Annotated in this window: 21 protein-coding genes; 6 read left to right on the top strand and 15 right to left on the bottom strand. The window is 68.4% G+C overall.

Annotated features, from left to right (window positions below):
• Positions 1 to 127 precede the first annotated feature (127 nt).
• Positions 128 to 475 (top strand): RidA family protein, encoded by a 348-nt coding sequence (locus ACXI0D_RS02580; protein WP_005418155.1) that lies wholly within the window; start codon positions 128 to 130, stop codon positions 473 to 475.
• Positions 476 to 527: 52 nt separating this feature from the next.
• Here ACXI0D_RS02580 and rnfB read toward each other — a convergent pair whose 3' ends face one another.
• From rnfB to ACXI0D_RS02535, 9 genes are all read right to left on the bottom strand, one after another.
• On the bottom strand, positions 528 to 941 hold the full coding sequence (gene rnfB, locus ACXI0D_RS02575; RefSeq protein ID WP_119006595.1) for an Rnf electron transport complex subunit RnfB: 414 nt from the start codon (positions 939 to 941) through the stop codon (positions 528 to 530).
• Positions 942 to 966: 25 nt separating this feature from the next.
• On the bottom strand, positions 967 to 1,557 hold the full coding sequence (locus ACXI0D_RS02570) for an HAD family hydrolase (protein WP_049447126.1): 591 nt from the start codon (positions 1,555 to 1,557) through the stop codon (positions 967 to 969).
• Between the two features lie 78 nt (positions 1,558 to 1,635).
• The gene (metG, locus tag ACXI0D_RS02565) at positions 1,636 to 3,717 is read right to left on the bottom strand and encodes a methionine--tRNA ligase (protein ID WP_101765892.1); all 2,082 of its coding nucleotides are present in this window, start codon (positions 3,715 to 3,717) and stop codon (positions 1,636 to 1,638) included.
• 102 nt (positions 3,718 to 3,819) lie between these two features.
• Complete coding sequence (locus ACXI0D_RS02560; RefSeq protein ID WP_014038046.1) at positions 3,820 to 4,263, bottom strand: DUF2147 domain-containing protein; 444 nt, start codon at positions 4,261 to 4,263, stop codon at positions 3,820 to 3,822.
• A 410-nt stretch (positions 4,264 to 4,673) separates the two neighbouring features.
• Positions 4,674 to 5,078 (bottom strand): SMU1112c/YaeR family gloxylase I-like metalloprotein, encoded by a 405-nt coding sequence (gloA2, locus tag ACXI0D_RS02555; protein ID WP_479642271.1) that lies wholly within the window; start codon positions 5,076 to 5,078, stop codon positions 4,674 to 4,676.
• Positions 5,075 to 6,145, bottom strand: a complete 1,071-nt coding sequence (locus ACXI0D_RS02550; RefSeq protein WP_049447132.1) for a serine hydrolase domain-containing protein — start codon at positions 6,143 to 6,145, stop codon at positions 5,075 to 5,077. The genes gloA2 and ACXI0D_RS02550 overlap by 4 nt, the downstream gene beginning before the upstream one ends.
• Before the next feature lie 16 nt (positions 6,146 to 6,161).
• A complete protein-coding gene (locus ACXI0D_RS02545; RefSeq protein WP_119006593.1) occupies positions 6,162 to 8,102 on the bottom strand; it encodes a DUF885 domain-containing protein in 1,941 nt (646 codons plus the stop codon).
• Between the two features lie 94 nt (positions 8,103 to 8,196).
• A complete protein-coding gene (locus tag ACXI0D_RS02540; RefSeq protein WP_014038042.1) occupies positions 8,197 to 8,982 on the bottom strand; it encodes a queuosine precursor transporter in 786 nt (261 codons plus the stop codon).
• The gene (locus ACXI0D_RS02535) at positions 8,979 to 9,662 is read right to left on the bottom strand and encodes a DUF502 domain-containing protein (protein ID WP_014038041.1); all 684 of its coding nucleotides are present in this window, start codon (positions 9,660 to 9,662) and stop codon (positions 8,979 to 8,981) included. The genes ACXI0D_RS02540 and ACXI0D_RS02535 overlap by 4 nt, the downstream gene beginning before the upstream one ends.
• Positions 9,663 to 9,738: 76 nt before the next feature.
• Here ACXI0D_RS02535 and ACXI0D_RS02530 point away from each other — a divergent pair, with 76 nt between their 5' ends.
• Complete coding sequence (locus ACXI0D_RS02530; protein ID WP_119006592.1) at positions 9,739 to 11,055, top strand: hypothetical protein; 1,317 nt, start codon at positions 9,739 to 9,741, stop codon at positions 11,053 to 11,055.
• 8 nt (positions 11,056 to 11,063) lie between these two features.
• Here ACXI0D_RS02530 and ACXI0D_RS02525 read toward each other — a convergent pair whose 3' ends face one another.
• The 6 genes from ACXI0D_RS02525 to ACXI0D_RS02500 form a co-directional block, all read right to left on the bottom strand.
• Complete coding sequence (locus ACXI0D_RS02525) at positions 11,064 to 11,780, bottom strand: hypothetical protein (RefSeq protein ID WP_119006591.1); 717 nt, start codon at positions 11,778 to 11,780, stop codon at positions 11,064 to 11,066.
• Between the two features lie 47 nt (positions 11,781 to 11,827).
• On the bottom strand, positions 11,828 to 12,280 hold the full coding sequence (locus tag ACXI0D_RS02520; protein WP_049447139.1) for a DUF4442 domain-containing protein: 453 nt from the start codon (positions 12,278 to 12,280) through the stop codon (positions 11,828 to 11,830).
• Between the two features lie 66 nt (positions 12,281 to 12,346).
• Positions 12,347 to 13,972 carry a CHASE2 domain-containing protein gene (locus ACXI0D_RS02515; RefSeq protein WP_119006590.1) on the bottom strand — a complete coding sequence of 542 codons (1,626 nt, stop codon included), beginning with the start codon at positions 13,970 to 13,972 and terminating at the stop codon, positions 12,347 to 12,349.
• Positions 13,969 to 15,669, bottom strand: a complete 1,701-nt coding sequence (locus ACXI0D_RS02510; protein WP_479642270.1) for a FecR family protein — start codon at positions 15,667 to 15,669, stop codon at positions 13,969 to 13,971. The genes ACXI0D_RS02515 and ACXI0D_RS02510 overlap by 4 nt, the downstream gene beginning before the upstream one ends.
• A 107-nt stretch (positions 15,670 to 15,776) precedes the next feature.
• Positions 15,777 to 16,634 (bottom strand): thioredoxin, encoded by an 858-nt coding sequence (gene trxA / locus ACXI0D_RS02505; RefSeq protein WP_014038035.1) that lies wholly within the window; start codon positions 16,632 to 16,634, stop codon positions 15,777 to 15,779.
• Between the two features lie 127 nt (positions 16,635 to 16,761).
• Positions 16,762 to 17,013 (bottom strand): hypothetical protein, encoded by a 252-nt coding sequence (locus ACXI0D_RS02500; protein WP_049447147.1) that lies wholly within the window; start codon positions 17,011 to 17,013, stop codon positions 16,762 to 16,764.
• A gap of 156 nt (positions 17,014 to 17,169) precedes the next feature.
• Between ACXI0D_RS02500 and ACXI0D_RS02495 the strand changes: the two genes are divergently transcribed.
• The 4 genes from ACXI0D_RS02495 (at position 17,170) to holA (ending at position 22,288) form a co-directional block, all read left to right on the top strand.
• Complete coding sequence (locus ACXI0D_RS02495; RefSeq protein ID WP_479642269.1) at positions 17,170 to 17,769, top strand: DUF998 domain-containing protein; 600 nt, start codon at positions 17,170 to 17,172, stop codon at positions 17,767 to 17,769.
• A 105-nt stretch (positions 17,770 to 17,874) separates the two neighbouring features.
• Positions 17,875 to 20,517 carry a leucine--tRNA ligase gene (gene leuS / locus ACXI0D_RS02490; protein WP_119006991.1) on the top strand — a complete coding sequence of 881 codons (2,643 nt, stop codon included), beginning with the start codon at positions 17,875 to 17,877 and terminating at the stop codon, positions 20,515 to 20,517.
• Positions 20,518 to 20,653: 136 nt separating this feature from the next.
• The gene (locus ACXI0D_RS02485; protein ID WP_014038032.1) at positions 20,654 to 21,238 is read left to right on the top strand and encodes an LPS-assembly lipoprotein LptE; all 585 of its coding nucleotides are present in this window, start codon (positions 20,654 to 20,656) and stop codon (positions 21,236 to 21,238) included.
• 12 nt (positions 21,239 to 21,250) lie between these two features.
• Positions 21,251 to 22,288 (top strand): DNA polymerase III subunit delta, encoded by a 1,038-nt coding sequence (holA, locus tag ACXI0D_RS02480; protein ID WP_049447154.1) that lies wholly within the window; start codon positions 21,251 to 21,253, stop codon positions 22,286 to 22,288.
• Position 22,289 lies beyond the last annotated feature (1 nt).

Here is a 22,289-nt window from a genome sequence, read left to right as displayed (position 1 = left end):
GTCGCGGTCATTTGACCAGCAGGTGTGTCGGAGCCCGGTAGTGATGTTGCGCGAAGGTTCCCCCTGCACCCACCGTTTACCGGTTTGGAGGACAATGCAGGCCTGATCACCCGCAGGAGCCACGCCCATGATGGAGCGTTACGACGTCGGACCGCGCATGTCCGAAATGACCGTGTACAACAAGGTCGCCTATCTCTCCGGCCAGATTCCGGAAGACACCAGCCAGGACATCACCGGGCAGACCCGGCAGGTGCTGGCCGAGATCGACAAGCTGCTGGCGCTGGTCGCCAGTGATCGCCAGCACGTGCTGCGCGCCGAAGTGTTCCTGGCCGACATCGCCGACTTCGACGGCATGAACAAGGCGTGGGACGAGTGGGTGGTAGAGGGTGCGACCCCGGCCCGCGCAACGTTCGAAGCCAAGCTGGCCCACGCCGAGTGGAAGGTCGAGATCGTGGTGACGGCCGCGGTGCCGTAATCATTGAACGGGGTCAGATCCCTTTCCCGTTGGAAAAGGGATCTGACCCCGGCTATGCCGGCACCATCTCGATGCAATCCACCGGGCACGGTGGAATGCACAGCTCGCAACCGGTGCACAGATCGGCAATGACCGTGTGCATGTACTTGGCGCCGCCGACGATGGCGTCCACCGGGCAGGCCTGGATGCACTTGGTGCAGCCGATGCAGTCGGCTTCCACGATCAGCGCCACCTGCGGCGCCTTGTGTTCGCCACGCGAACGATCAAACGGAACGGCGGGTACGCCCAGTACCTGCGCCAATGCGCGCGCGCCGGCATCGCCGCCCGGCGGGCAGCGGTCCACGCCCGCCTCGCCGCGCGCCATCGCCTGCGCGTACGGGCGGCAGCCGTCGTAGCCGCATTGCCCGCATTGGGTCTGCGGCAGCAGGCGGTCGAGGCGTTCGGTCAGGGGCGGGATCAGGCTCATGCGTGGCGAAGGCTGCGCGTTGGGATTACTTCAGGGGTTTGCCACGGAACCAGCGCTCGTGCGCCAGCGCCAGCATCGGCTTGTCTTCTGAACTGTCACCGTAGGCATGGATGCGCACGTAGCGCGACAGATCGAACTGGCGGCGGATGTGCTCGACCTTGCGCGGGCCGCAGTCGCCGCCGGCATAACGACCGGTCAGGCGGCCGTCCTGGCTTTCCAGCCGGTTGCAGATCAGCTGCAGGCCCAGCTGCTCGCACCACGGCCGCAGGTACAGGTCCAGCGAGCCGGACACGATCACCACGGTGTGCTGCTGTTCCTTGTGCCAGCGGATCTGTTCCAGCATCTCCGGGCGCACAACCTCGGGCAGGAACTCACGCGAGAAGCCGGCCGCCAGCGTGGCGATGTCATCGCTGTGGCGGTCGCTGAAGGTCAGGCGGGTGACGCGTGCACGGATGCGTTCGGCCGAGATCAGTTTCAGCTTGTACGCGGCCAGCCACGGGCCGACCTTCCACCACGCCTGCGCCAGCTGTTCGGCCGTGGCCACGCGGCGCAGGAAACGGCCATAGGTATCGCAGGTGGTCACGGTGTGGTCGAAGTCGAACAGCGCCAGTTCCATTCCGTTGCTTCCCATCGCGTTGCGTCCGGTGGCCGGTGCTGCCGGCGGGCGCGGCGATAACCGCGTCCGCTGCGGGCATCAGCGGACCGGCATGCCCGGCTGTGCGCCGCTGTCGGCGTCCAGCAGCGCCAGCGCGCCGCCGTCGAAACCGGCCGACAGGATCATGCCTTCGCTCAGGCCGAAGCGCATCTTGCGCGGGGCCAGGTTGGCGATGAACACCACGCTGCGGCCGACCAGGGCTTCCGGCTCGCCGTAGCTGCCACGGATGCCGGAGAAGATCTGGCGCTTGCCCAGTTCGCCGGCGTCCAGTTCGAAGCGCAGCAGCTTGTCCGAGCCTTCCACGAACTCGCACACCAGCACCTTGCCGATGCGCAGGTCGAGCTTGGCGAAATCGTCGATGCCGATGTAGGCCGGGGCGTCGGTGCTCTTGGCTTCTTCCTTGGCCGGTGCCGGTGCGGCCGGCTTGACCGCATCGGTCTTGGCGGCGGGGGCGGCAGCGGCGGCCGGCTGCAGGGTGTCCTTGGAGGCGTCGATCATGGCGTCAATCTTCTTCGGGTCGATACGGGTGAACAGCGGGGTGTAGTCAGTGATGCGGTGGCCCAGCAGCGGCTGCACCAGGTCGGTCCAGTCGTTTGCCGGCGCGGCCAGGAAGGCCTCGGCCTGCGCGGCGGTGGCCGGCAGCACCGGCTTCAGTGCGGTGACCAGCACGCGGAACAGGTTCAGGCCCTGGCTGCATACGGCCTGCAGCTGTGCGTCGGCACCTTCCTGCTTGGCGATGACCCACGGCTTGACGTCGTCGATGTAGCGGTTGGCTTCGTCAGCCAGGGTCATGGTCAGGCGGATCGCCGCGGCCGGGTCATTGCGCTCGTAGGCTTCACGGATCGGCGCCAGGCCATCGACGAAGCGCTGGTATTGCGCCGCATCGGGCAGCTGCGCGGCCAACAGGCCGTCGAAGCGCTTGCTGATGAAGCCGGCGCAGCGGCTGGCCAGGTTGACGAACTTGCCGACCAGATCGGCGTTGACGCGGGCGATGAAGTCACCCAGGTTCAGGTCGAGATCGTCGACGCCGCCGCCGGACTTGGCGGCGTAGTAATAGCGCAGCGCTTCCGGCTCCAGGCCGGCATCGAGGAAGGTACGGGCCATCACGAAGGTGCCACGCGACTTGCTCATCTTGGCGCCGTCCACGGTCAGGTAGCCGTTGACGTGCAGGCGGGTCGGCGCGCGGTGGCCGGTACCGTGCAGCACCGCCGGCCAGAACAGGCCGTGGAAGTTGACGATGTCCTTGCCGATGAAGTGGTGCAGCTCGGTGCTGGTGCCGGCACGCAGGTGCGCTTCGAAGTCCTCGCCGAGCTTGCCGCACAGGGTCTGGAAGCTGGACAGGTAGCCGATGGGCGCATCCAGCCAGACGTAGAAGTACTTGCCCGGCTGGCCGGGAATCTGGAAACCGAAGTACGGTGCATCGCGCGAGATGTCCCACGCGCGCAGGCCACCTTCGGCATTGAGCCACTCACCGAGCTTGGCCTTCACGCCCGGCAGGGCGACATCGCCGGCCAGCCATTCGCGCAGGAACGCATCGAAGTGGCCCACCTCGAAGAAGAAGTGCTCCGAATCGCGCATTTCCGGCGTGGCACCGGAGATGACCGAACGCGGCTCCTTCAGGTCGGTCGGCGCATAGGTGGCGCCGCAGACTTCGCAGTTGTCGCCGTACTGGTCGGGGCTGCCGCAGTTCGGGCAGATGCCCTTGACGTAGCGGTCGGGCAGGAACATGCCCTTGGCCGGGTCGTAGAACTGCGCCACCGAACGGCGGCTGATGTGGCCGGCCGCTTCCAGCTTCAGGTAGAACTGCTCGGTCAGCGCCTGGTTGGCCGCCGAGTTGGTCGAGTCGTAATGGTCGAAGGCCACGCCGAAGGCGGCGAAGTCACGTTCGTGGCTGGCCTGGATGTTGGCGATGAAGGTTTCCGGGGTGACCCCGGCCTTTTCCGCAGCCAGCATGATCGGCGTGCCGTGGGTGTCGTCGGCGCAGACGAACCAGGCCTTGCCGCCGCTCATTCGCCGCGCACGCACCCAGATGTCGGCCTGGATGTAGCCGACCAGGTGGCCCAGATGCAGCGGGCCGTTGGCGTAGGGCAGGGCGGTGGTGACGAGCGCGGTACGGGTCATGGTCGCGGGGTGAAGCCGAGGGGAACCGCAGAGTATCGCATGCCCGCAACGAGGTGACCCGGCCGGGGCCGGGTCACGGGGATGAAGCGGGAACGGGGGCGCTTATTCGCGCTGCCAGGTCTGCGCGCGGCAGATGAAGGCGATGCAGCCGGACACGTCCAGCTTGGTGCCACCCGGCTGCAGCTCCATCTTCGACTTGTAGGTCTTGCCGTTGGCCGGGTCGAGGATGGTGCCGCCGGACCACTTGTTGGCGCCGTCGGCCTTCAGGTTCCAGAGGATGGTCATGCCCTTCACCGGCTTGTTCTTGTTGGCGCCTTCACATCCATCGCAGACCGGGTTGGGGCCCTTGTCCGAGTGCAGGATGTCGACCACCTTGCCGGTCAGCGTGCCGTTGGCGGCCTCGGTGATCTCGACGATCGACTTCACCTTGCCGGTCTTGTCGTCGATGGTCTTCCAGCGGCCGGCGGCGCCGTCGGCGGCCTGGGCCGACAGGGCGGCCAGGCACAGCGGCAGTGCCAGCAGCAGGGTCTTGAAGGTGTTGCGCATGGTCCCCTCCCAGGGTTCATTCCGGCACGCTGCCGGCATGGGTCGACTGTATACCCATTCGGCGGGGTATGGGAAAGGGGGGCTTTGCAGGGCTGCGCCCTGCACCCGCGGTAGTGCCGGCCGCTGGCCGGCAACCTCAACAGCAACAGCCAGCATTCCGCGGTATGGCGGGGTGGGTCCGGTTGCGGGGGACGCCGTGAACCCGTCCCTGGGGGCTTGGCCGCGGCATCCATGCCGCGGACACCCCCGCAACCGGACCCACCCCGCCTTCGACAGGTTCCGTGTGCTGTGGGTAGGTGTCGACCTTGGTCGACACGGTAGATCCACGCCATGCGTGGATGGCGTTTCCGGTGACGGCGATGGGGTCAGATCCCTTTTCCGACGGAAAAGGGATCTGACCCCCGGGGGCGTCAACCGACTTCGTACAGCTCCAGCGGCAGGTCGTCGGGGTCGGCGAAGAAGGTGAAGCGGCGGCCGGTGTACTCGTCCACGCGGATCGGCTCGCACGCCACGCCATGCGCGGCCAGGCGCTGGATGAATGGCTCCAGCGCGGCCACGCGGAACGCGAGGTGGCGCAGGCCCAGGGCTTCCGGGCGGCTGGGCCGGGGCGGCGGGGAGGGGAAGGAGAACAGTTCCAGCTGCCCGCCGTCGGGCAGGGCCAGGTCCAGCTTCCAGGAATCGCGCGCGCTGCGGTGGTTCTCGGCCAGCACGCGCAGGCCGAGGATGCGCACGTAGAAGTCCTTCGAGCGTGCGTAGTCGCTGCAGATCAGTGCGGCGTGGTGGATGCCCAGCAGGGCGTCGGCATCGCGGGTCATTGCAGGGTGTCCAGCCAGCGCTGGGCGATCTTCAGCGCCAGCGGATAGGGTTCGGGGTCGTTGCGGTTGGTCAGCACGATCACGGTCAGGTGCTTCTCCGGGTGGCGCACGATCACGTTGCGGAAGCCGATGCTCTCGCCGCTGTGCCATTGCACCGGGCCATTCAGGCGCCAGCCGAAGCCGTAGTGCGGTACGTCCGGTTCGGGTGTTGCCGTGGCCGGGCTGAACATCGCGCGGCGCGAGGCCTTCGACAGCAGGCGGTCGTCGTACAGCGCCGCATCCCAGCGGGCCAGGTCGTCCAGCGAGGAATAGATGCCGCCATCGCCGAGCACGGCACTGGTGGTGCTCTGGTCCGTGCGTTGCCAACGGCCATCGATCCAGCTGTAGCCATAGGCGCGTGCGGCGATGGTATCGACGCCGTCCTGGTGGGCCACGGTGTGCGCCATGCCCAGTGGGCGGAAGATGCGCTGCTGCAGGAAGGCTGCGAAATCCTGGCCGGAGGCACGTCCGACGATCAGTGCCAGCAGCGCATAGCCGCTGTTGCTGTAGTGGTACTGCGTGCCGGGCGCGAAGTTCAGCCGGTCCTGGTGCGACAGCAGGGTCAGTACATCGGCGTCGTGCACCTGGCGGCTGTCGGCCGGGTCCATCAGGTCTTCGTAGTCGAGCAGGCCACCGGTGTGCGAGAGCAGCTGGCGGATGGTGATGGCGGCGGCAGCCGGTGGCAGTTCGGGCAGCCATTGCCGGGCAGGTTGATCCAGCCCGAGCCGGCCATCTTCCACCAGCAGCAGTACCGCCGCAGCGGTGAACTGCTTGCTGACCGAGGCCAGCCGGAAGTTGCTGGCCGCGGTGACCGCGGTGCCGTCCTCGACCACCGCCAGGCCATAGCCGCGGCGGAATACCGGCTTTCCGTCATGCAGCACCAGTACGGCGGCGCCGGGCACCTGGCCGTCGTAGGCCTGCATCAGGCCGTCGATGCCCGCATCCGGTGGGGTCAGCACCGGAGCGGCGGAGGTGGCCAGCGGCAGCAGGCCCAGCACGACGGCGAACAGGGCGACGGCAGGACGCATGGCGGCTCCGGAAGGGTCAGGGTGACGGGGCGGGCGTGGCGCTGGCGGGCTGAACCATCCAGCGCTCCATCTTGCGGTCCAGCACATCCAGCGGCATCGAGCCGTCCTTCAGCAGTTCGGCATGGAAGCGGCGCAGGTCGAAGGCGGCGCCCTGGCGTGCCTTGGCCTTGTCGCGCAGGGCAACAATGGTGGTCAGGCCAGCCACGTTGGACAGCGCCTGGCCGGGCTGGGCCATGATCCGCTCGACTTCGGCGTTGGCATCGTCGCTGCTCATGTCCACGGTCTTCTGCAGGTAGGTGACGGCCTGCTGCTTGCTCCAGCCCTGTGCGTTCACGCCGGTATCGGCCACCACGCGGGCGGCGCGCAGCAGGCGCGAGTACAGGTAGCCGATGCGGTCGTAGGGATCGGTGTAGATGCCCAGGTCTTCGCCCAGCGTTTCGGCGTACAGGCCCCAGCCTTCGACGAAGGCAAGATCGCCACCGAGGCGGCGGAAGCGCGGCAGCTTGGCCAGCTCCTGCTGCAGGCCCAGCTGCACGTGGTGGCCTGGGATCGCTTCATGCAGGTACTGCACCGGCACGTTCCAGCGCTTGCGGCTGGGCAGGTCGCGGGTGTTCACGTACAGCACCGCGGATTGCCCGGGCAGTGCCGGCTGGTAGGCCGCGGCAGCGGCGGTCAGTGCGCGCTCCGGTTCCACCGCGCGTACGTCCAGCGGCGCCTTCGGCATCGTATCCAGCACCTGCGGCAGGCGTGCGTTGACCTGCTGCTGCACCTGGCGGTAGCGGTTGATCAGCGCGTTGGCATCGCCGTACTGGAACTGGCGGTCGTTGCGCATGCTGCGCAGCAGCTTGGTGGGGGTACCGCGCAGCTTGGCATCCTTCATCACCGTGGCGATCTGGGCCTGCAGTTCCTGCACGCGTTGTTCGCCCAGCGCGTGCAGCTGCGCGGCGGTCTGGTCGCTGGCGGTGGTCTGCACGATCAGGTTGGCGTACCAGGCCTGGCCATCGGGCAGTGCGCCCAGGCCGCTGCTGGCGCGGGTGGCGGGCAGGTATTCGGTGGCGATGAAGCCGCGCAGGGCGCGGTAGGCCGGCATGATGCGCAGTTCGATCATGCGCTTGTACTCGGCGCTGATGCGCGCCTTGTCCTCAGCCGGGATGGTGTTCGGCATGGTGCGGATCGGCGACCAGAAGATGCTTTCCTCGGCGGTCGGCTTGATCACTGCATCCAGCTGCGGCAGCACTTTTTCCATCAGGTCGCGCGGCTGTACCACGCCGGCCTTCATGCCCTGGCGCATGTTGTCGATGGCCTGGTCGAACAGCTCGGGAATGCCCAGCGAACGGCGCGACCAGGTGTCGTAGTCCTGCACGGTGTTGAACGGCTGCGCGCCGGCGCCGGCACCGAGGATCGCCATGATGCTGCCGATGTTGTAGTACTGGCTGATCGGCATCATCCAGCTCGGGTAGCGCTCGGCGGCCAGCGAGGCGCGTGCGTCGCGCACGAAGATCTCGTAGCTGAGCAGGTCCTGGCCCTGCAGACCGTCACTGCCGAGCTTCTCGACCTTGCCCAGCCATTGCGTGGTGAAGTCGTGCGACTGCTGGCGCCAGGCGGCGGAGAGGATGTTGGGCAGCTGGTCGTTGTAGCGGGGTTCGCCCTGGAAGGTGGCCTGCAGCGGGTTCAACCGCATCGAGGCATCCCAGTATTCGTCGTACAGGCGTTCCAGCTGTACCTGCTTGGGTACGGCACGGGCCGGTGCGACCGGGCGCGGCGCGGCGCGGCGTGCCGAGCTGCCACGCGCCGGCGCGGTGGCGCGGGCGGGCTTGGCCTTGGGCTTGGCAGCCTGGCGGGTCTGCGCGGCGGCAGGGCGGCTGGCCTTCTTCTTCGCTGCTTCGGCCGACGGCACGGCACTGAACAGGAACAACGCGGCGATGGCGGCGGCCAGGGCGCGGGTGGGATGCGGCATCAGGAGCTTCCGTGGAACACAGACCGTGGAGCTTGCACGATCCGGCCGCGTACGGCCAGCGTGAAGGCGCAGTCAGCTTGCCGCCGCTGGGGCTTCAGTCAGCCGCCGCAGCAGCGCGCAACGCAGCGGCCCTGTCTGCGCCCAGATAGCGGGTGATCGCGCGCCGCATCAGGTACAGCAGCGGAATCAAGGCAATCGCAAAGCCCATCTTGTAGATGTAGTTGACGCTGCTGACGGCCAGGAACAGCGAGGTCGGCCAGTGCTGCGGGCCGAGCACGAAGGCGATCCAGATCACCACGAAGCTGTCCACCACCTGCGAGATCGCGGTGGACCCGGTCGCACGCAACCACACGTGGCGCTCGCCGGTGGCCTGGCGGATGCGATGGAATACCGCCACGTCGATCAACTGGCCGAGCAGGAAGGCCACCAGTGAACCGGCGATGGTCCACATGCCCTGGCCGAACACCGCTGCGAATGCGGCCTGGTAGTCCGGCACGCCGTGGCCGTCCATCGAGGTGACCCACCAGCTGGCCGGCGCCAGCGATATCGCCGCGAAGGCGAACAGGAAGCCATAGGCGATCAGCACCACGGCCAGCCACGAGATGAAGCGCACGCCGCGCTTGCCGAAAAACTCGTTGATGGTGTCGGTCATGATGAACACCACCGGCCACAGCAGGGTGCCGGCGGTGAAGCTGAGCGAGCCGGTCTGGCCGAACAGGTTCCAGTTCAACGGATCGATGCCCAGGGTGTCTTCCAGCGCGAAGATCTTCACCCCGATCAGTTCGGCCAGCACCGCGTTGCCGCAGAAGAACGCGGCCAACACGATGAACAGCAGGACCGCGCGGTCCTGCAGCGGGCGCTCGATCGGCGCCGCGGTCATTCGCTGCGATCGCCGGCGCGCGTGAACGGAACGCTGGACGGCGCGACGGCGCCGCCGGAAATGATGAAGCTCATGGCCTGGTCGACGGTCCAGTCGGTCGGGGTCAGCAGCTCCACCGGCACGATTTCCAGGTAACCCGAAGTCGGGTTCGGCGTGGTTGGCACGTACACCGCGGCCAGTTCACGGTCGGTGCCGTGTTCCTTGATCACGCGGGTGACCAGCCCGACCGACTTCATGTCGCGGTGCGGGAAGTCGATCAGCACCACGCGCTGGGTGCTGCCCGGTTCGGTCTGCAACATGTCCAGCAGTTTCTTGGCGCTGTCATAGATGATGCTGGCCAGCGGAATGCGCTTGATGACCGCGCCCACCCAGCGCAGCAGGCGCTGGCCCAGCACGCGGCGGCTGGCCACGCCCACCGCCAGGATCACCAGCAGGGTGGCCAGCAGGGCGATGGTGTCCTGGATCCACTCGGCACGGACCCAGCCGAGGTAATGCGGGAAGCTTGTCGCGATCTGCTCGGAAAGCGGCACCACCAACGGGCTGGAGATGCCCGACAGCAGCACGAACACGAACTTGACCACGACCCAGGTCAGCCAGATCGGCAGCAGGGTGAGCAGGCCGGTCAGGAACAGGCGCTGCAGGGAGGGGCGGGGGACCAGGGCGGGGGCTTCGAGCGACATGTGCGCATTGTAGCGGTCACGGCCGGTCGATTACGCTGGGGAATCGACTGCGGCAACGGCACATGGAAGGGAAGCTGTGTTGAAGATTCTGCGCGGACTGGGTTGGACCCTGGCAGGCCTGCTGGTGCTGGCCATCGTGGTGTGGTGCGCCTCGCGCATGTGGCCGGTGCCGGAATCGCGGCTGCAGGCCCAGCAGCGCTTGCAGGCCCGCCTGCCCGTCCACGGCCACAACGGCTTCGCGCTGCTGTGGACGCTCGCGTTCGATGATCTCGACACAGGCCAGCGCGAACAGGCGTTGGCCGCGGATGTGCAGCGTTGGGAGGCGGATCCGCGCGGCAATGGCGGCGCCGGACCGCAGCTGGCGGAGGGCCATGACGAGCTGCGATCACGACCGGCGGCCAGCTGTGGACCGACCGCCAGCGACTGCCTGGGCCAGGTGCGCGCCGACCCGCAGCGCTTCATGGATGCCCACGCTGGCCACCAGCAGCTGCATGTGCGCCTGGACCAGCTGGCCGATGCGGACCACTTCGCATCGCCGTTCCAGCCCAAGGGCGAGGGCATCCTGGTGCCGCTGCCGACCTATGGCCTGATGATCGATGCCACCAGCGCGCGCGCGCTGGCCTATGTGCAGGGCGATATCGATGGCGCGCTGCGTGGCAGTTGCCGTGGGCTGCAACTGGGCCGCCGGCTGGTGACGGGCGGCAGCTACCTGGTGGAGAGCATCATCGGTACCAGCCTGGTGCAGGCCAATGCCCAGCTGCTGGCCGACATGCTGGTCGAGCTGCCGGCCGACCATCCGCTGCCAGCGGAATGCGAGCAGGCGATGCAGCCGATGCTGGCCGCCGAACAGAGCCTGTGCCGTGCGATGCAGGGTGAGTACGCGATGAGCCGGGCCGCGATCGAAACCTCGGCGCAGGAATTCGGCGGGGTGCTGGTACTCGATCGCAGCAGCACCCTGGCGCGTGCGGCGGGCAATCTGGGCTGGGCCTGCGGCGCGGCGGCGATGGCCGCGCTGGAAGCGGATCGCCCGCTGCCGGTTCCGGCACCGCCGCAGCATGACTTCGGCTGCCTATCGAACATCATGGGCTGCGTGCTGACCGATATCGCCCGCCCGGTCTATCCCGCCTATTCGTCACGGACCCAGGATGCCGCCGCGATGGTGCGGCTGATCGGCGCGCAGCGCTGGCTGCGGCAGCAGGCGGAGGACCCGGTGGATGCGCTGCAGCGCCTGCCCGCCCAGTTCCGCTCGCCGGTGCGGGCACCGCAGCTGTCGGCCGATGGCCGCCGTCTGCAGGTGCCGCGGCGTTCACCGTCGCGCAGCAGCGACGAGAGCCCATGGCTGTCGGTGCCGCTGGTGATGGAGGGCGCCCCGGCCGCCGCTGCGCGCGACTGAGTAGCCTCTCAGTTGCTGCCCGCCAGCGGATCGAATGCCCAGCCATCACCGACGGTCTGCAGCGTCCAGCGGCGGCTGCTGCGCAGGGGCTCCCAGCGCACGCTGTCCTTGTCGTCCTCGATGCTGCCCTCGCTCCGCTTTACCTTGCGGGTGGAGAAATTCACGCTCACTGATTCGGTCTGCCCGGAATTGCGCATCACCGAATTCTGGTCGTAGCCGATCAGCACAAAGGCATCGTCCTGCCAGCGGAAGGTGAAGGCGGTCGTTCCCATTGACCAGCTTCCCGCGCTGGCGAATGAAAACAGCGCGACCTTCAGGGTGCCGCGCTGGATGCTGACGTTGCCGTCTTCGAGCGGATCGCTCATCACCGGATTGTCCGGGCGCGGTATCAGCTGGTGGTCCTGCACCGCCAGCACATAGCCGGATGGGCGCGACCACGCCACGGCGAGAATGCGCGGGTTGCTGTCGTACGGCGAGGGGCCGAAGCCATCGTGCTCGATGACGTTGCGTGGCTCCTGCTGGCGCAGCACCAGCACCAGGTCCGCGCGGCCATCCTGGTCGAGATCGCCTTCGATACTCGATTCAAGTGTCCAGCCCTGGGGTACGAAACCGGCGGCAGTGGCCGCCTGGGCCGGCAGCGTCGGATACCGCACCGGCGGCAGGTCCAAGGCGTGGGCGGCGAAGGGCAGGGTGGTCAGCAGTGTGGCGAGAGCATACGGGCGCATCGGAGCCTCCATGGCAGGGAGGCAGAGGATAGCGCCCGCGTACTGGATCAGCGTGCGTGCGGCTTCAACCGCAGGTAGACCTGCTTGCGTACCTGGGCGACCACCTCGCCGCTTTCGTCGACGACATCGTTGCTGAACCAGCGCAGCACCTTCTCACCGCCGGCCGCTTCGGCACGCAGTTCAGCCAGCAATGCATCGTCGATGCGGAAAGAGGTGCGCACCGTGCCCCGGCCAGGCTTGAGGAAATCGATCGCACCGGCCCGGTCCCACACATAGTAGTCACGGCCCAGGATGTGCAGCAGGCCAAGCATCCAGAACGGATCGGTCATCGCGAACAGGCTGCCGCCGAAATGCGTGCCCACGTAATTGCGGTTCCAGGGCCGCATCCGCAGCGCCACGTCGATCTGCCGGTAATCGGGCGTGATCCGGGTGACGTGGATGCCGGTGAACAGGAACGGCGGCCAGAGGTTGATGCCGAAGCGGAACAGGCGGGCGTTCATGCGGGTCCGGGGCGCGAGGCGAGGCGCCCAGTCTAACCATTCGCATGCGTATGTTGCACCCCGGGGTCACGTCCCGCCGTCGATCATGTACCCGTCGCGGCCGTTGGCCTTGGCCTGGTACAGGGCGGTGTCGGCGCCCTCCACGAAATGGTGCGGTTGCAGGTCACCGTCGGGCACGCGGGTGAATACACCGATGGTGAGCGTGACGCCGTCATCGCTGCCATCGCCCGGCGCCGGCAGTGCACGCACGCAGACAATCAGGTCCTCGATCACGCGGCGCGCGCCCTCGGCCGGCGTATCCGGCAGCACCAGTGCGAATTCGTCGCCACCGTAGCGCGCCGCCATGTCGCGCGGGCGACGGGCATGCGCGCCGATCAGGCGGGCGACATCACGCAGCACGCGGTCACCGACCTGGTGGCCATGGCGGTCGTTGTGGCGCTTGAAATGGTCGACGTCGATCAACGCCAGGCTCAATGGCTTGCCACTGCGCCGCGCGGCATCGCATTCCTGCTGCAGTGACTGCTCGAAGCGCAGGCGGTTGCCCAGGCCGGTGAGGGCATCGCGGTTGGCCAGGCGGTGCCAGGCCGAGATCCGCCACACCGCCCAGACCAGCAGTGCCAGCACCACGCCCAGCATCGCGCTGGCCGGTGCCCACCACAGGTCTCCCGTGCGCAGCAGCAGCCAGCTCAGCAGCGGTGGCATCGGCAATGAACACAGCGCGGCCAGCCAGGGCAGGCGCAGGCCGAGCAGGATCACGCACAGCGCCACCAGCACGCCGCTGATGGCGTGCTGCCACGCGTGCGGCAGCACATCGATCTGCTTGTGCTGCAGCAGCATCGAGGTGATGTTGGCCTGGTATTCGCTGCCGCTCATCCAGAATTCGCGGGTGGTCGGGGTCAGCAGGCGGGGGGCGATGCCGCTCGCCGTCATGCCGACCACGATGCGGCGGCCATGCAGCATCGCCATGTCCACGTGGCCATCGAGCACGTCCGCATAGGACACCTGCGGCAACCGCTCGGGCGGGCCGGCGTAGCGCACGCGTACGTAATCGTCGCGACGCCACTGATAGGGCGAGCCCAGCGCCGGGTCGGGGTCGGGCAGGCCGCGTACCGCACCCGCAGGCAGGTCGGCCAGTGCCAGGCCCAGTGCCGGCCAATGTGGTTGGCCGATGCCGGCGTGCAGATAGACGCCGCGGGCGACGCCGTCGCCATCCACCTCGACATCGGTGTGGCCGATCGCGGCGGCACTGGCGGCGATCTGCGGGATCGGCAGCATTTCCTCGGCCATGCGGTCGCCGGCCGCCGGTGCCGCCAGCACCGGCAGCACCACCCGGCCATTGCGTCGGATCGCCGCCGCCAGCTCGTCATCCTGGCGGCTGTCGCGACGGTCGGGTTCGGACAGCATCAGGTCCAGCGCAACGCGTTCGGCGCCGGCATCGGTCAGGCGGTCCAGCAGGCGGGCGTGCACCGAGCGCGGCCAGGGCCACTGGCCGATACGCTGCAGGCTGCCTTCGTCGATGGCCACGATCAGCACGCTGGGGTCGGGGCGGTAGTCCCAGTTGCCGACCAGCGCGTCATAGGCCGCCTCGTCCTGCCGCCACAGCCATTGGCCCTGGCTGGCCACGACGGTCAGCACGCCGGCAAGCAGGGCCAGCAGGATCCGCTTCGACCATGGCAGCGGCGAACGCCTCACAACAACAGCCAGAGCAGCAGCGCACCGCCACCGGCGCCGTAGCACAGGCGGCATGGCAGCGGGATCTGTTGGGCCGGGGAGAACTCGCCGGCGTGGCCGTCATCGTCGACGTACTGCACGCGTACGTGCAGGGTGCCGCTCCACGGGCGCTTGAAGCTCACCTGCGGCTGGGCCACGGTCTCGTCGACCAACGGGGCCTTGAAGTCGCCGCGGCGATCCACCTGCACCCGGTAGCGCTGGCCTTCGCTGCCAGCCTGCCAGCGCAGGGTGAGCTCGCCATGCGCGGCCTCGGGCGGCTGCAGCGCCGGGTCCACCGGTTCATTGCTCAGCTGCAGCGGCAGCGCCTGGCCGTAGCGGCCCTGGCGGCCTTCGGCATCGCGCGAGGCCACGCGCCAGTAGTACTGGCCGGGCGGCAGCGGTTGCGCCAGGCGCAGGTCGGTCGCATGGGTGGCCTGCTCCTGCAATGGCTGCTGGAAGCCGGGTTCAGCGGCGATCTGCAGCACGCTGCTGCGCGCACCGGGGGCCTGGCTCCAGCGGAACCGCGGGCGGTCGCTGCTGATCGTCTGCCCATGCAGCGGCGATACGGTCAGCGGCGGCGGTGGCTGGTCGCTGAGTTCGAAATCGGCGCTCGCATCCAGGCCTTCGACGCCCTGTGCGTCGACCGCGCGCAACAGGATGCGCAGCTGGCCGGGCGGCAGGTCGCCGATCGCCAGCCGGGTGTCGGCGGTGGTGGCGGCGAACAGCAGGATCTCCGGCGTTGCCGCCTGCACCACTTCCACCCGGTAGTGATCGGCGCCAGCGACCGGTTCCCAAGCAAGCAGGGTCGGCAGCGGCGCCAGGCGCAGCGCGTCATTGCGCAGCGCCGGCGCCGGCAGCAGGGCCGAGACCGCGGCGGGAGCCGCATCGGCGCTGCTGCTGCGGGTGGCCTGGCCCGGCCGGACCAGGCGCTGGCCATGGGGGTTGCCGACCTGCACCTTGCCCTGCAGGACCTCGGTGGCGCCGACGTGCCCGGTATCCCCGGCGCTGACCCGGAACACCGTGCCGCGCACGCTGCTGGTCGCGGTGGGCGCATCGATGATGTAACGCGAGGCCGGACCGCGCGCTGGCGTTACCCGGTTGCTGGCACGCCCCTGCTGCAGGCGCAGGCGGGTGTCGACCATGCCGGTGTGGCCGTAGCGGCTCAGCTGGTCCAGGCGCAGGCGCGAGTATTCGCGCAGCTGCAGGCGCGAGGCATCGGCGAATTCCAGAGTGATGCTGGAATCGCCTTCGGTTTCCACGGTGTCACCGATATGCAGCTGCTCGCCGGCCTGGATGGCACGGGTCGCGGTGCCATCGGCACCGGACAGCTCGACCTTGCCGCGCACGGACAGCACCCGGGCCGGCGCCGGTTCGGTGCGCAGCCAGCTGATCGGGAAGCGCAGCAGCTGGCCCGGCGGCAACTGGTAGGGGTTGTCGATGCGGTTGTGCTGCTGCAGCTGCTGCCAGCGTACCGAGGGTTTCAGGTACAGCCCACCCAGGTCCCACAGGGTGTCGCCGGGCCGGACCCGGTAGTTCCAGTCCTGGGCGCCGGCGATGGCAGGCAGCAGGAAGAGGGCGCAGAGCAGGGCGCCCGTTAAACGCATGGCGAACGACAGAGAGCGGACGACGGTCACAGTTTGCAATCCCGGCAATGCGGGGGTGCAGCTGCAAGACCCCATGGCCCCGACCTCATCCCCCCGAACGGATCGCGGCGACCGCAAGGCCGCCAGCGCGCGCATTATTGCCCGCGTTCAGTGCAGGGATTCTGAACGGAGCGGGCTCCCGTTCAGAACAGCAGCGACGCCATCCTGCGGCGGTACTGGCCCACCAGGTCCTCGTCGGAGATCACATTGAAGGCGTCGATCAGGGCTTTGCGTGGCAGGCCTTCCTCGAATCCACGGTCGATCCGCAGCATTTCCAGGAACTGCGCCAGTGCGGCCTCGTCATGGCCGCCGAGCAGCAGCTGCACGCCGCGCAGGTGGCGGGCCTTGAGATCCTTGCCATCGGCGGCGATGCGGGCTTCCAGCACCTCGGCCGCCGGGGCATCCTTCAGCGCGGCGGCGAAGGCCAGGCGGGCGCGGGCGCGCACGGCGCGGTCGTCGGTTGCCAGATTGGCCGGCAGGCCGTCGATCAGGGTGCCGGCCTCGTCCACGCCGCCGATCTGCAGCAGGGCCAGGGCCAGGTCGAGTTTCAGCTCATCCTTGTCCGGCTCGGCGGCGATCTGCGCGCGCAGTACGTCGACCTGCGCCTGCGGGTCCAGCGGGGCGTCATCTTCGGGGGCCGCATCGCCGACATCGGCCGGCACGATGCCGTGCTGGGCCAGGAACTCACGCAGCTGGCCTTCCGGAATGGCACCGGGGAAGCCATCCACCAGCTGGCCGCCCTTGACCAGGAACACGGTCGGCACCGAGCGGATCTGGAAGGCCGCAGCGATCTGCTGTTCCTTGTCGACATCGACCTTGGCCAGCTCGAAGGCACCGTTGTACTCGGCAGCCAGCTTTTCCAGCATCGGGCCCAGGGTCTTGCACGGCCCGCACCAGGTGGCCCAGAAGTCGACCAGCACCGGCGTCTGCAGCGACTTCTGCAGGACTTCGGCCTCGAAGGTCGCAGTGGTGGCGTCGAATACGTAGGTCGTCTCGGTCATGGGGGAGGCATCGCTTGGCATCTGGAGACCGATTCTATGGTGACGATCGATGTCGGTCTCAACCCTGCCATCACGGAGTACGCCCTCGAGGTGGTGTTGGCGGGCCCGCAGGCCCGCCGTGACACCCTCATGAGCGCGGCATGCAGTACAGCTCGTGGATCACCCACCTGCCCGCGCTGACCGGCTTGCTGGTCGAGGTGCGCCGGTGGTACTCGGCCTCGGCCGCCTGCAGGCCGCCGGCGCTGACGCTGCCCATCAGGATGCTGCTGTTCTGGCCGGCGCTGGGCGGGCCGACCCTGGCGAAGCAGCTGAACTCGGCTGCCTGGGCAGCACTGGCCAGGCCCAGGCTGAGCGCGGCGGCGAGGATGCGTCGGATCATGGGGGAATTCCCTGCATGGCAGAACTGCCACTCCGCGAGCATCGTTGGAGGAGGCGCGCGCGGATATCGAAATGATCTGAAATGCGCGGCGCTTGGCGCATCGCGTCGCTGCCGCGACAATGCGGTGATCCATTCCTTTCCGGGTGATTGCGCGCAATGTCCGTGGTCCGGCTTGATCGTTGGTTGGGGCTGCTTGCGGCCGTCGTATTCGTCCTGGCTGTGGCCGGCTTCGGTGCCGGCCTGGAGGGTTATGCGCAGGCCCGCCACCCGGTGGCGTTGCTGGGCGCGCGCGGTGTGCCGCATGCGCTGCCCTTCAATCTGCTGGGTTTCGTGCTGCCCGGCGTGCTAGCCGTGGTGGTGGCTGAGCGCTTGCGCCGCGGCCTGCCCACGACCGCCGGCTGGGCGCCGCGGGTCGGCAGCCAGATGCTGCTGCTGGCCGGTCTGGCCTTTGCCGCGATGGGGCTGCTGCCACTGGACGTGGATGACCTGCACGGGCCCGCCAGCCAGCTGCATGCGAGCGCCTGGATGATCTGGGTGCTGGGTTTCGCCGCCGGCACCGTGCTGCTGGGCGTGTCCCATCTGCGCCAGGCGCATGGCCGGGCCTTGGGCACAGTGGCCCTGGGCTGCGGCGTGCTGGCCGCGCTGGCGGCGTTTGCCCTGCAGGGCACGCTGCCGGCGCCGATGGCACAACGGCTCGCCTTCGCCTGCTGGCTGGTCTGGCTGGCGGCGGCCCTGCCGCTGTCGCGACCGCGCTGAGACGCCTCCCCGAGCGCCGCGGCGCCGGCGTCCGGCAGGCAGGATTGGAGCCATTTGCCGCACTGCGGTACGCTGTACCGCTTTGCCGCCGCATCCGCGTGTTCCATGACCAGCGCTGAAACCAACGCCTACGACCCGCAGCAGGTTGAATCCGCCGCCCAGCAGTACTGGGACGCCACCCGTGCCTTCGAGGTCGACGAGACTTCGGACAAGCCGAAGTACTACTGCCTGTCGATGCTTCCGTACCCGTCCGGTGCGCTGCACATGGGCCACGTGCGCAATTACACGATCGGCGACGTGATCAGCCGCTACAAGCGCATGACCGGCCACAACGTGCTGCAGCCGATGGGCTGGGACGCGTTCGGCCTGCCGGCGGAAAACGCTGCGATCAAGAACAAGACCGCGCCGGCGGCGTGGACCTACAAGAACATCGACCACATGCGCAGCCAGCTGAAGTCGCTGGGCTACGCGATCGACTGGTCGCGCGAGTTCGCCACCTGCCGCCCGGACTATTACGTCCACGAGCAGCGCATGTTCACCCGCCTGATGCGCAAGGGCCTGGCCTATCGCCGCAACGCGGTGGTGAACTGGGACCCGGTCGACCAGACCGTGCTGGCCAACGAGCAGGTCATCGACGGCCGCGGCTGGCGCTCCGGTGCGCTGGTGGAGAAGCGCGAGATCCCGCAGTGGTTCCTGCGCATCACCGACTACGCCCAGGAACTGCTGGACGGCCTGGATGAGCTGGAGGGCTGGCCGGAATCGGTCAAGACCATGCAGCGCAACTGGATCGGCCGTTCCGAAGGCCTGGAGATCCAGTTCGACGTGCGCGATGTCGATGGCAGCGCGCTGGACCCGCTGCGCGTGTTCACCACCCGCCCGGACACGGTGATGGGCGTGACCTTCGTGTCGATCGCCGCCGAGCATCCGCTGGCGCTGCATGCGGCGAAGAACAACCCGGAGCTGGCGGCGATGCTGGCCGACCTGAGGCAGGGCGGCGTGTCCGAGGCTGAACTGGAAACCCAGGAAAAGCGCGGCATGGACACCGGCCTGCGCGCGCTGCACCCGGTCACCGGCGAGCCGGTGCCGGTGTGGGTCGCCAACTTCGTGCTGATGGGCTACGGCACCGGCGCGGTGATGGCCGTTCCGGGCCATGACCAGCGCGACAATGAAGTGGCCAACAAGTACGGCCTGCCGATCAAGCAGGTCATCGCCCTGAAGGATGCGCGCACCGAAGAGGAGCGCAGCTGGGACGGCAGCCGCTGGCAGGACTGGTACAGCGACAAGAGCCGTGCCTTCGAGCTGGTGAATTCGGCCGAGTTCGACGGGCTGGATTTCCAGGGCGCTTTCGAAGCCCTGGCCGAACGTTTCGAGCGCAAGGCCCAGGGCCAGCGCCGCGTCAACTACCGCCTTCGCGACTGGGGTGTGAGCCGCCAGCGCTACTGGGGCTGCCCGATTCCGGTGATCTACTGCGCCAAGTGCGGCGCGGTGCCGGTGCCGGAAGAACAGCTGCCGGTGGTGCTGCCGGAAGACGTGGCCTTCGCCGGTACCGGCTCGCCGATCAAGACCGACCCGGAATGGCGCAAGACCACCTGCCCGGACTGCGGCGGCGCGGCCGAGCGCGAGACCGACACCTTCGACACCTTCATGGAGTCGAGCTGGTACTACGCCCGCTACACCTCGCCGGGTGCCCGTGATGCGGTCGACAAGCGCGGCAACTACTGGCTGCCGGTCGACCAGTACATCGGTGGCATCGAGCACGCGATCCTGCACCTGATGTATTTCCGCTTCTACCACAAGCTGCTGCGCGACGCGCGGATGGTGGACAGCAACGAGCCGGCGCGCAACCTGCTGTGCCAGGGCATGGTGATCGCCGAAACCTATTACCGCCCGAACCCGGACGGCTCGAAGGACTGGATCAACCCGGCCGACGTGGAAGTGCAGCGCGACGAGCGCGGCCGCATCACCGGCGCCACCCTGATCGCCGACGGCCAGCCGGTGGTGGTCGGTGGCACCGAGAAGATGTCCAAGTCGAAGAACAACGGCGTGGACCCGCAGGCGATGGTCGGCAAGTACGGCGCCGACACCGTGCGCCTGTTCTCGATGTTCGCCGCGCCGCCGGAACAGTCGCTGGAATGGAACGAAGCCGGCGTGGACGGCATGGCCCGCTTCCTGCGCCGCCTGTGGGCCCAGGTGCAGAAGCACGCCGCCGACGGTGCCGCCCCGGCACTGGATGCCGCGGTGCTGGATGCCAACCAGAAGGCGCTGCGCCGCAAGACCCACGAAACCATCGGCAAGGTCGGTGACGACTATGGCCGCCGCCACAGCTTCAACACCGCGATCGCCGCGGTGATGGAGCTGATGAACGCGCTGGCCAAGTTCGAGGACGGCAGCGAGCAGGGCCGCGCGGTGCGCCAGGAAGCGCTGCAGGCCATCGTGCTGCTGCTCAACCCGATCACCCCGCATGCCAGCCACGCCCTGTGGCAGGTACTGGGCCATGGCGAGACGCTGCTGGAAGACCAGCCGTTCCCGCAGGCCGACAGCAGCGCGCTGGTGCGCGATGCGCTGACCCTGGCGGTACAGGTCAACGGCAAGCTGCGTGGCACTATCGAGGTGGCGGCCGATGCCGCGCGCGAGCAGGTCGAGGCGCTGGCCCTGGCCGAGCCCAACGCGGCCAAGTTCATGGAAGGCCTGACGGTGCGCAAGATCATCATCGTCCCCGGCAAGATCGTGAACATCGTCGCTGCCTGATGTCCCCGCACCGGTCACCCGCGCGGTGGCCGGTGCCTTTCCAGAAGCAGGGCCGGGTGCCTGATGGCCCTGCATTCACGCGGCTTCGGGCACGCTGTGTGTTGCCGTGATCGCCCGGCTCCGCCAGACTGTCTCCATGACCCGAATCCTGCTTGCCCTCGTTCTTGTCCTCGGCCTCGCCGGCTGCGGTTTCCATCTGCGCAACAAGCTGATGCTGCCGACCGACACCGCCCCGGTGAAGGTGGTCTCCACCGCTCCGTACAGTGAACTGGTCAAGCTGCTCAACCGCAGCCTGCTGGCCTCCGGTGCCAAGCTGGCCGATGAGGACAGCAAGGAACCCAGCGCCCAGCTGCAGGTGCTGTCCGAGCGCTGGGGTGACCTGCCGATCGCCATCGACTCGCAGGGCCGTGCACAGGAATACAGCCTGCGCTACGCCGTGATCTTCATCTTCCGCCGCGAGGATGGCAGCGAACTGGTGCCGCAGCAGGTGATCGAACTGTCGCGCGACTATGTGTCGCCGCCGACCGACGCCACCGGTACCACCACCGAACGCGAAATCCTGGCCACGGAGCTGCGCCGGGAAATGTCCGCCTCGATCATCCGCCGTATCGACAGCGTGGTCCGTGCTGAGATCGAGAAGGGTGGCAGCCTGTCCGCGCCGAAGGCCAAGCCGATCGAGGGTGCGGTGCCGGCCGCGCCGGCCGCTGCCGTCAAGCACTGAGCGGCAGCGACGATGGAACTGCGTCCGGAGCAGCTGGCCAGCCAGGGCGCTGATACCCCGTTGGCGCCGGTTTACCTGATCGCAGGCCCGGAAACGCTGCGCGTGCTGGAGGCGGCAGATGCCATCCGCGCGCGCGCGCGCGCCGCGGGCATCGGCGAACGCGAGGTGTTCGACGCCGACGGGCGAGATTTCGACTGGAACCAGCTCGACGCCAGCTTCAATGCGCCCAGCCTGTTCAGCGCCCGCCGCCTGGTCGAGGTGCGCCTGCCCAGCGGCAAGCCCGGCAAGGACGGCGCCGAGGTGATCAGCCAGTTCTGCGCCAATCCGGCGCCGGACGTGGTGCTGATGATCACCGCCAATGAATGGAGCAAGGCCCATCAGGGCAAGTGGGCCGAGGCGGTCAGCCGCATCGGCGTGCTGTCGGTGGCCTGGGCGATCAAGCCGCACGAACTGCCGGACTGGATCGAGCGCCGCCTGCGCGGCAAGGGCCTGCGTGCCGACCCGGCCGCCGTGCAGCGCCTGGCCGAGCGGGTGGAGGGCAACCTGCTGGCCGCCGCCCAGGAAATCGACAAGCTGGCGCTGTTGGCCGATGGCCAGCCGCTGGATGTGGAGCGGATGGAGTCGCTGGTGGCTGATGCTGCCCGCTACGACGTGTTCCGGCTGGTGGAGGCGACGTTCTCCGGCCAGCCGCCAGCCGTGCTGCGCATGCTGGCTGGCCTGCGCGGTGAAGGCGAGGCAGTGGCCGCACTGATGCCGATCGTGATCCGTGAACTGCTGGCCGGTGCCGGCCTGGCCCGGGTGCAGGCCCGTGGCGGCAACCTGGCCGCCGAAATGAAATCGCGTGGTATCTGGGAATCGCGGCAGGCGCCCTACAAGCGCGCGCTGCAGCGGCACCCGGAAGGCAAGCGCTGGGAACGCTTCGTGGCCGAAGCCGGTCTGGTCGACCGCATCGCCAAGGGGCGGGCCGACGGCGATGCCTGGCTGGCGCTGGAGCGCCTGCTGGTGGCCGTGGCCGAACCGCGTGCCGTGCGCCTGCTGGCGCGGGCCTGAG

Source organism: Stenotrophomonas sp. C9D9, assembly GCF_056491205.1.
Note: the sequence above shows the minus strand (reverse complement) of the source record. Positions and strands in the feature narration are given on the sequence as shown.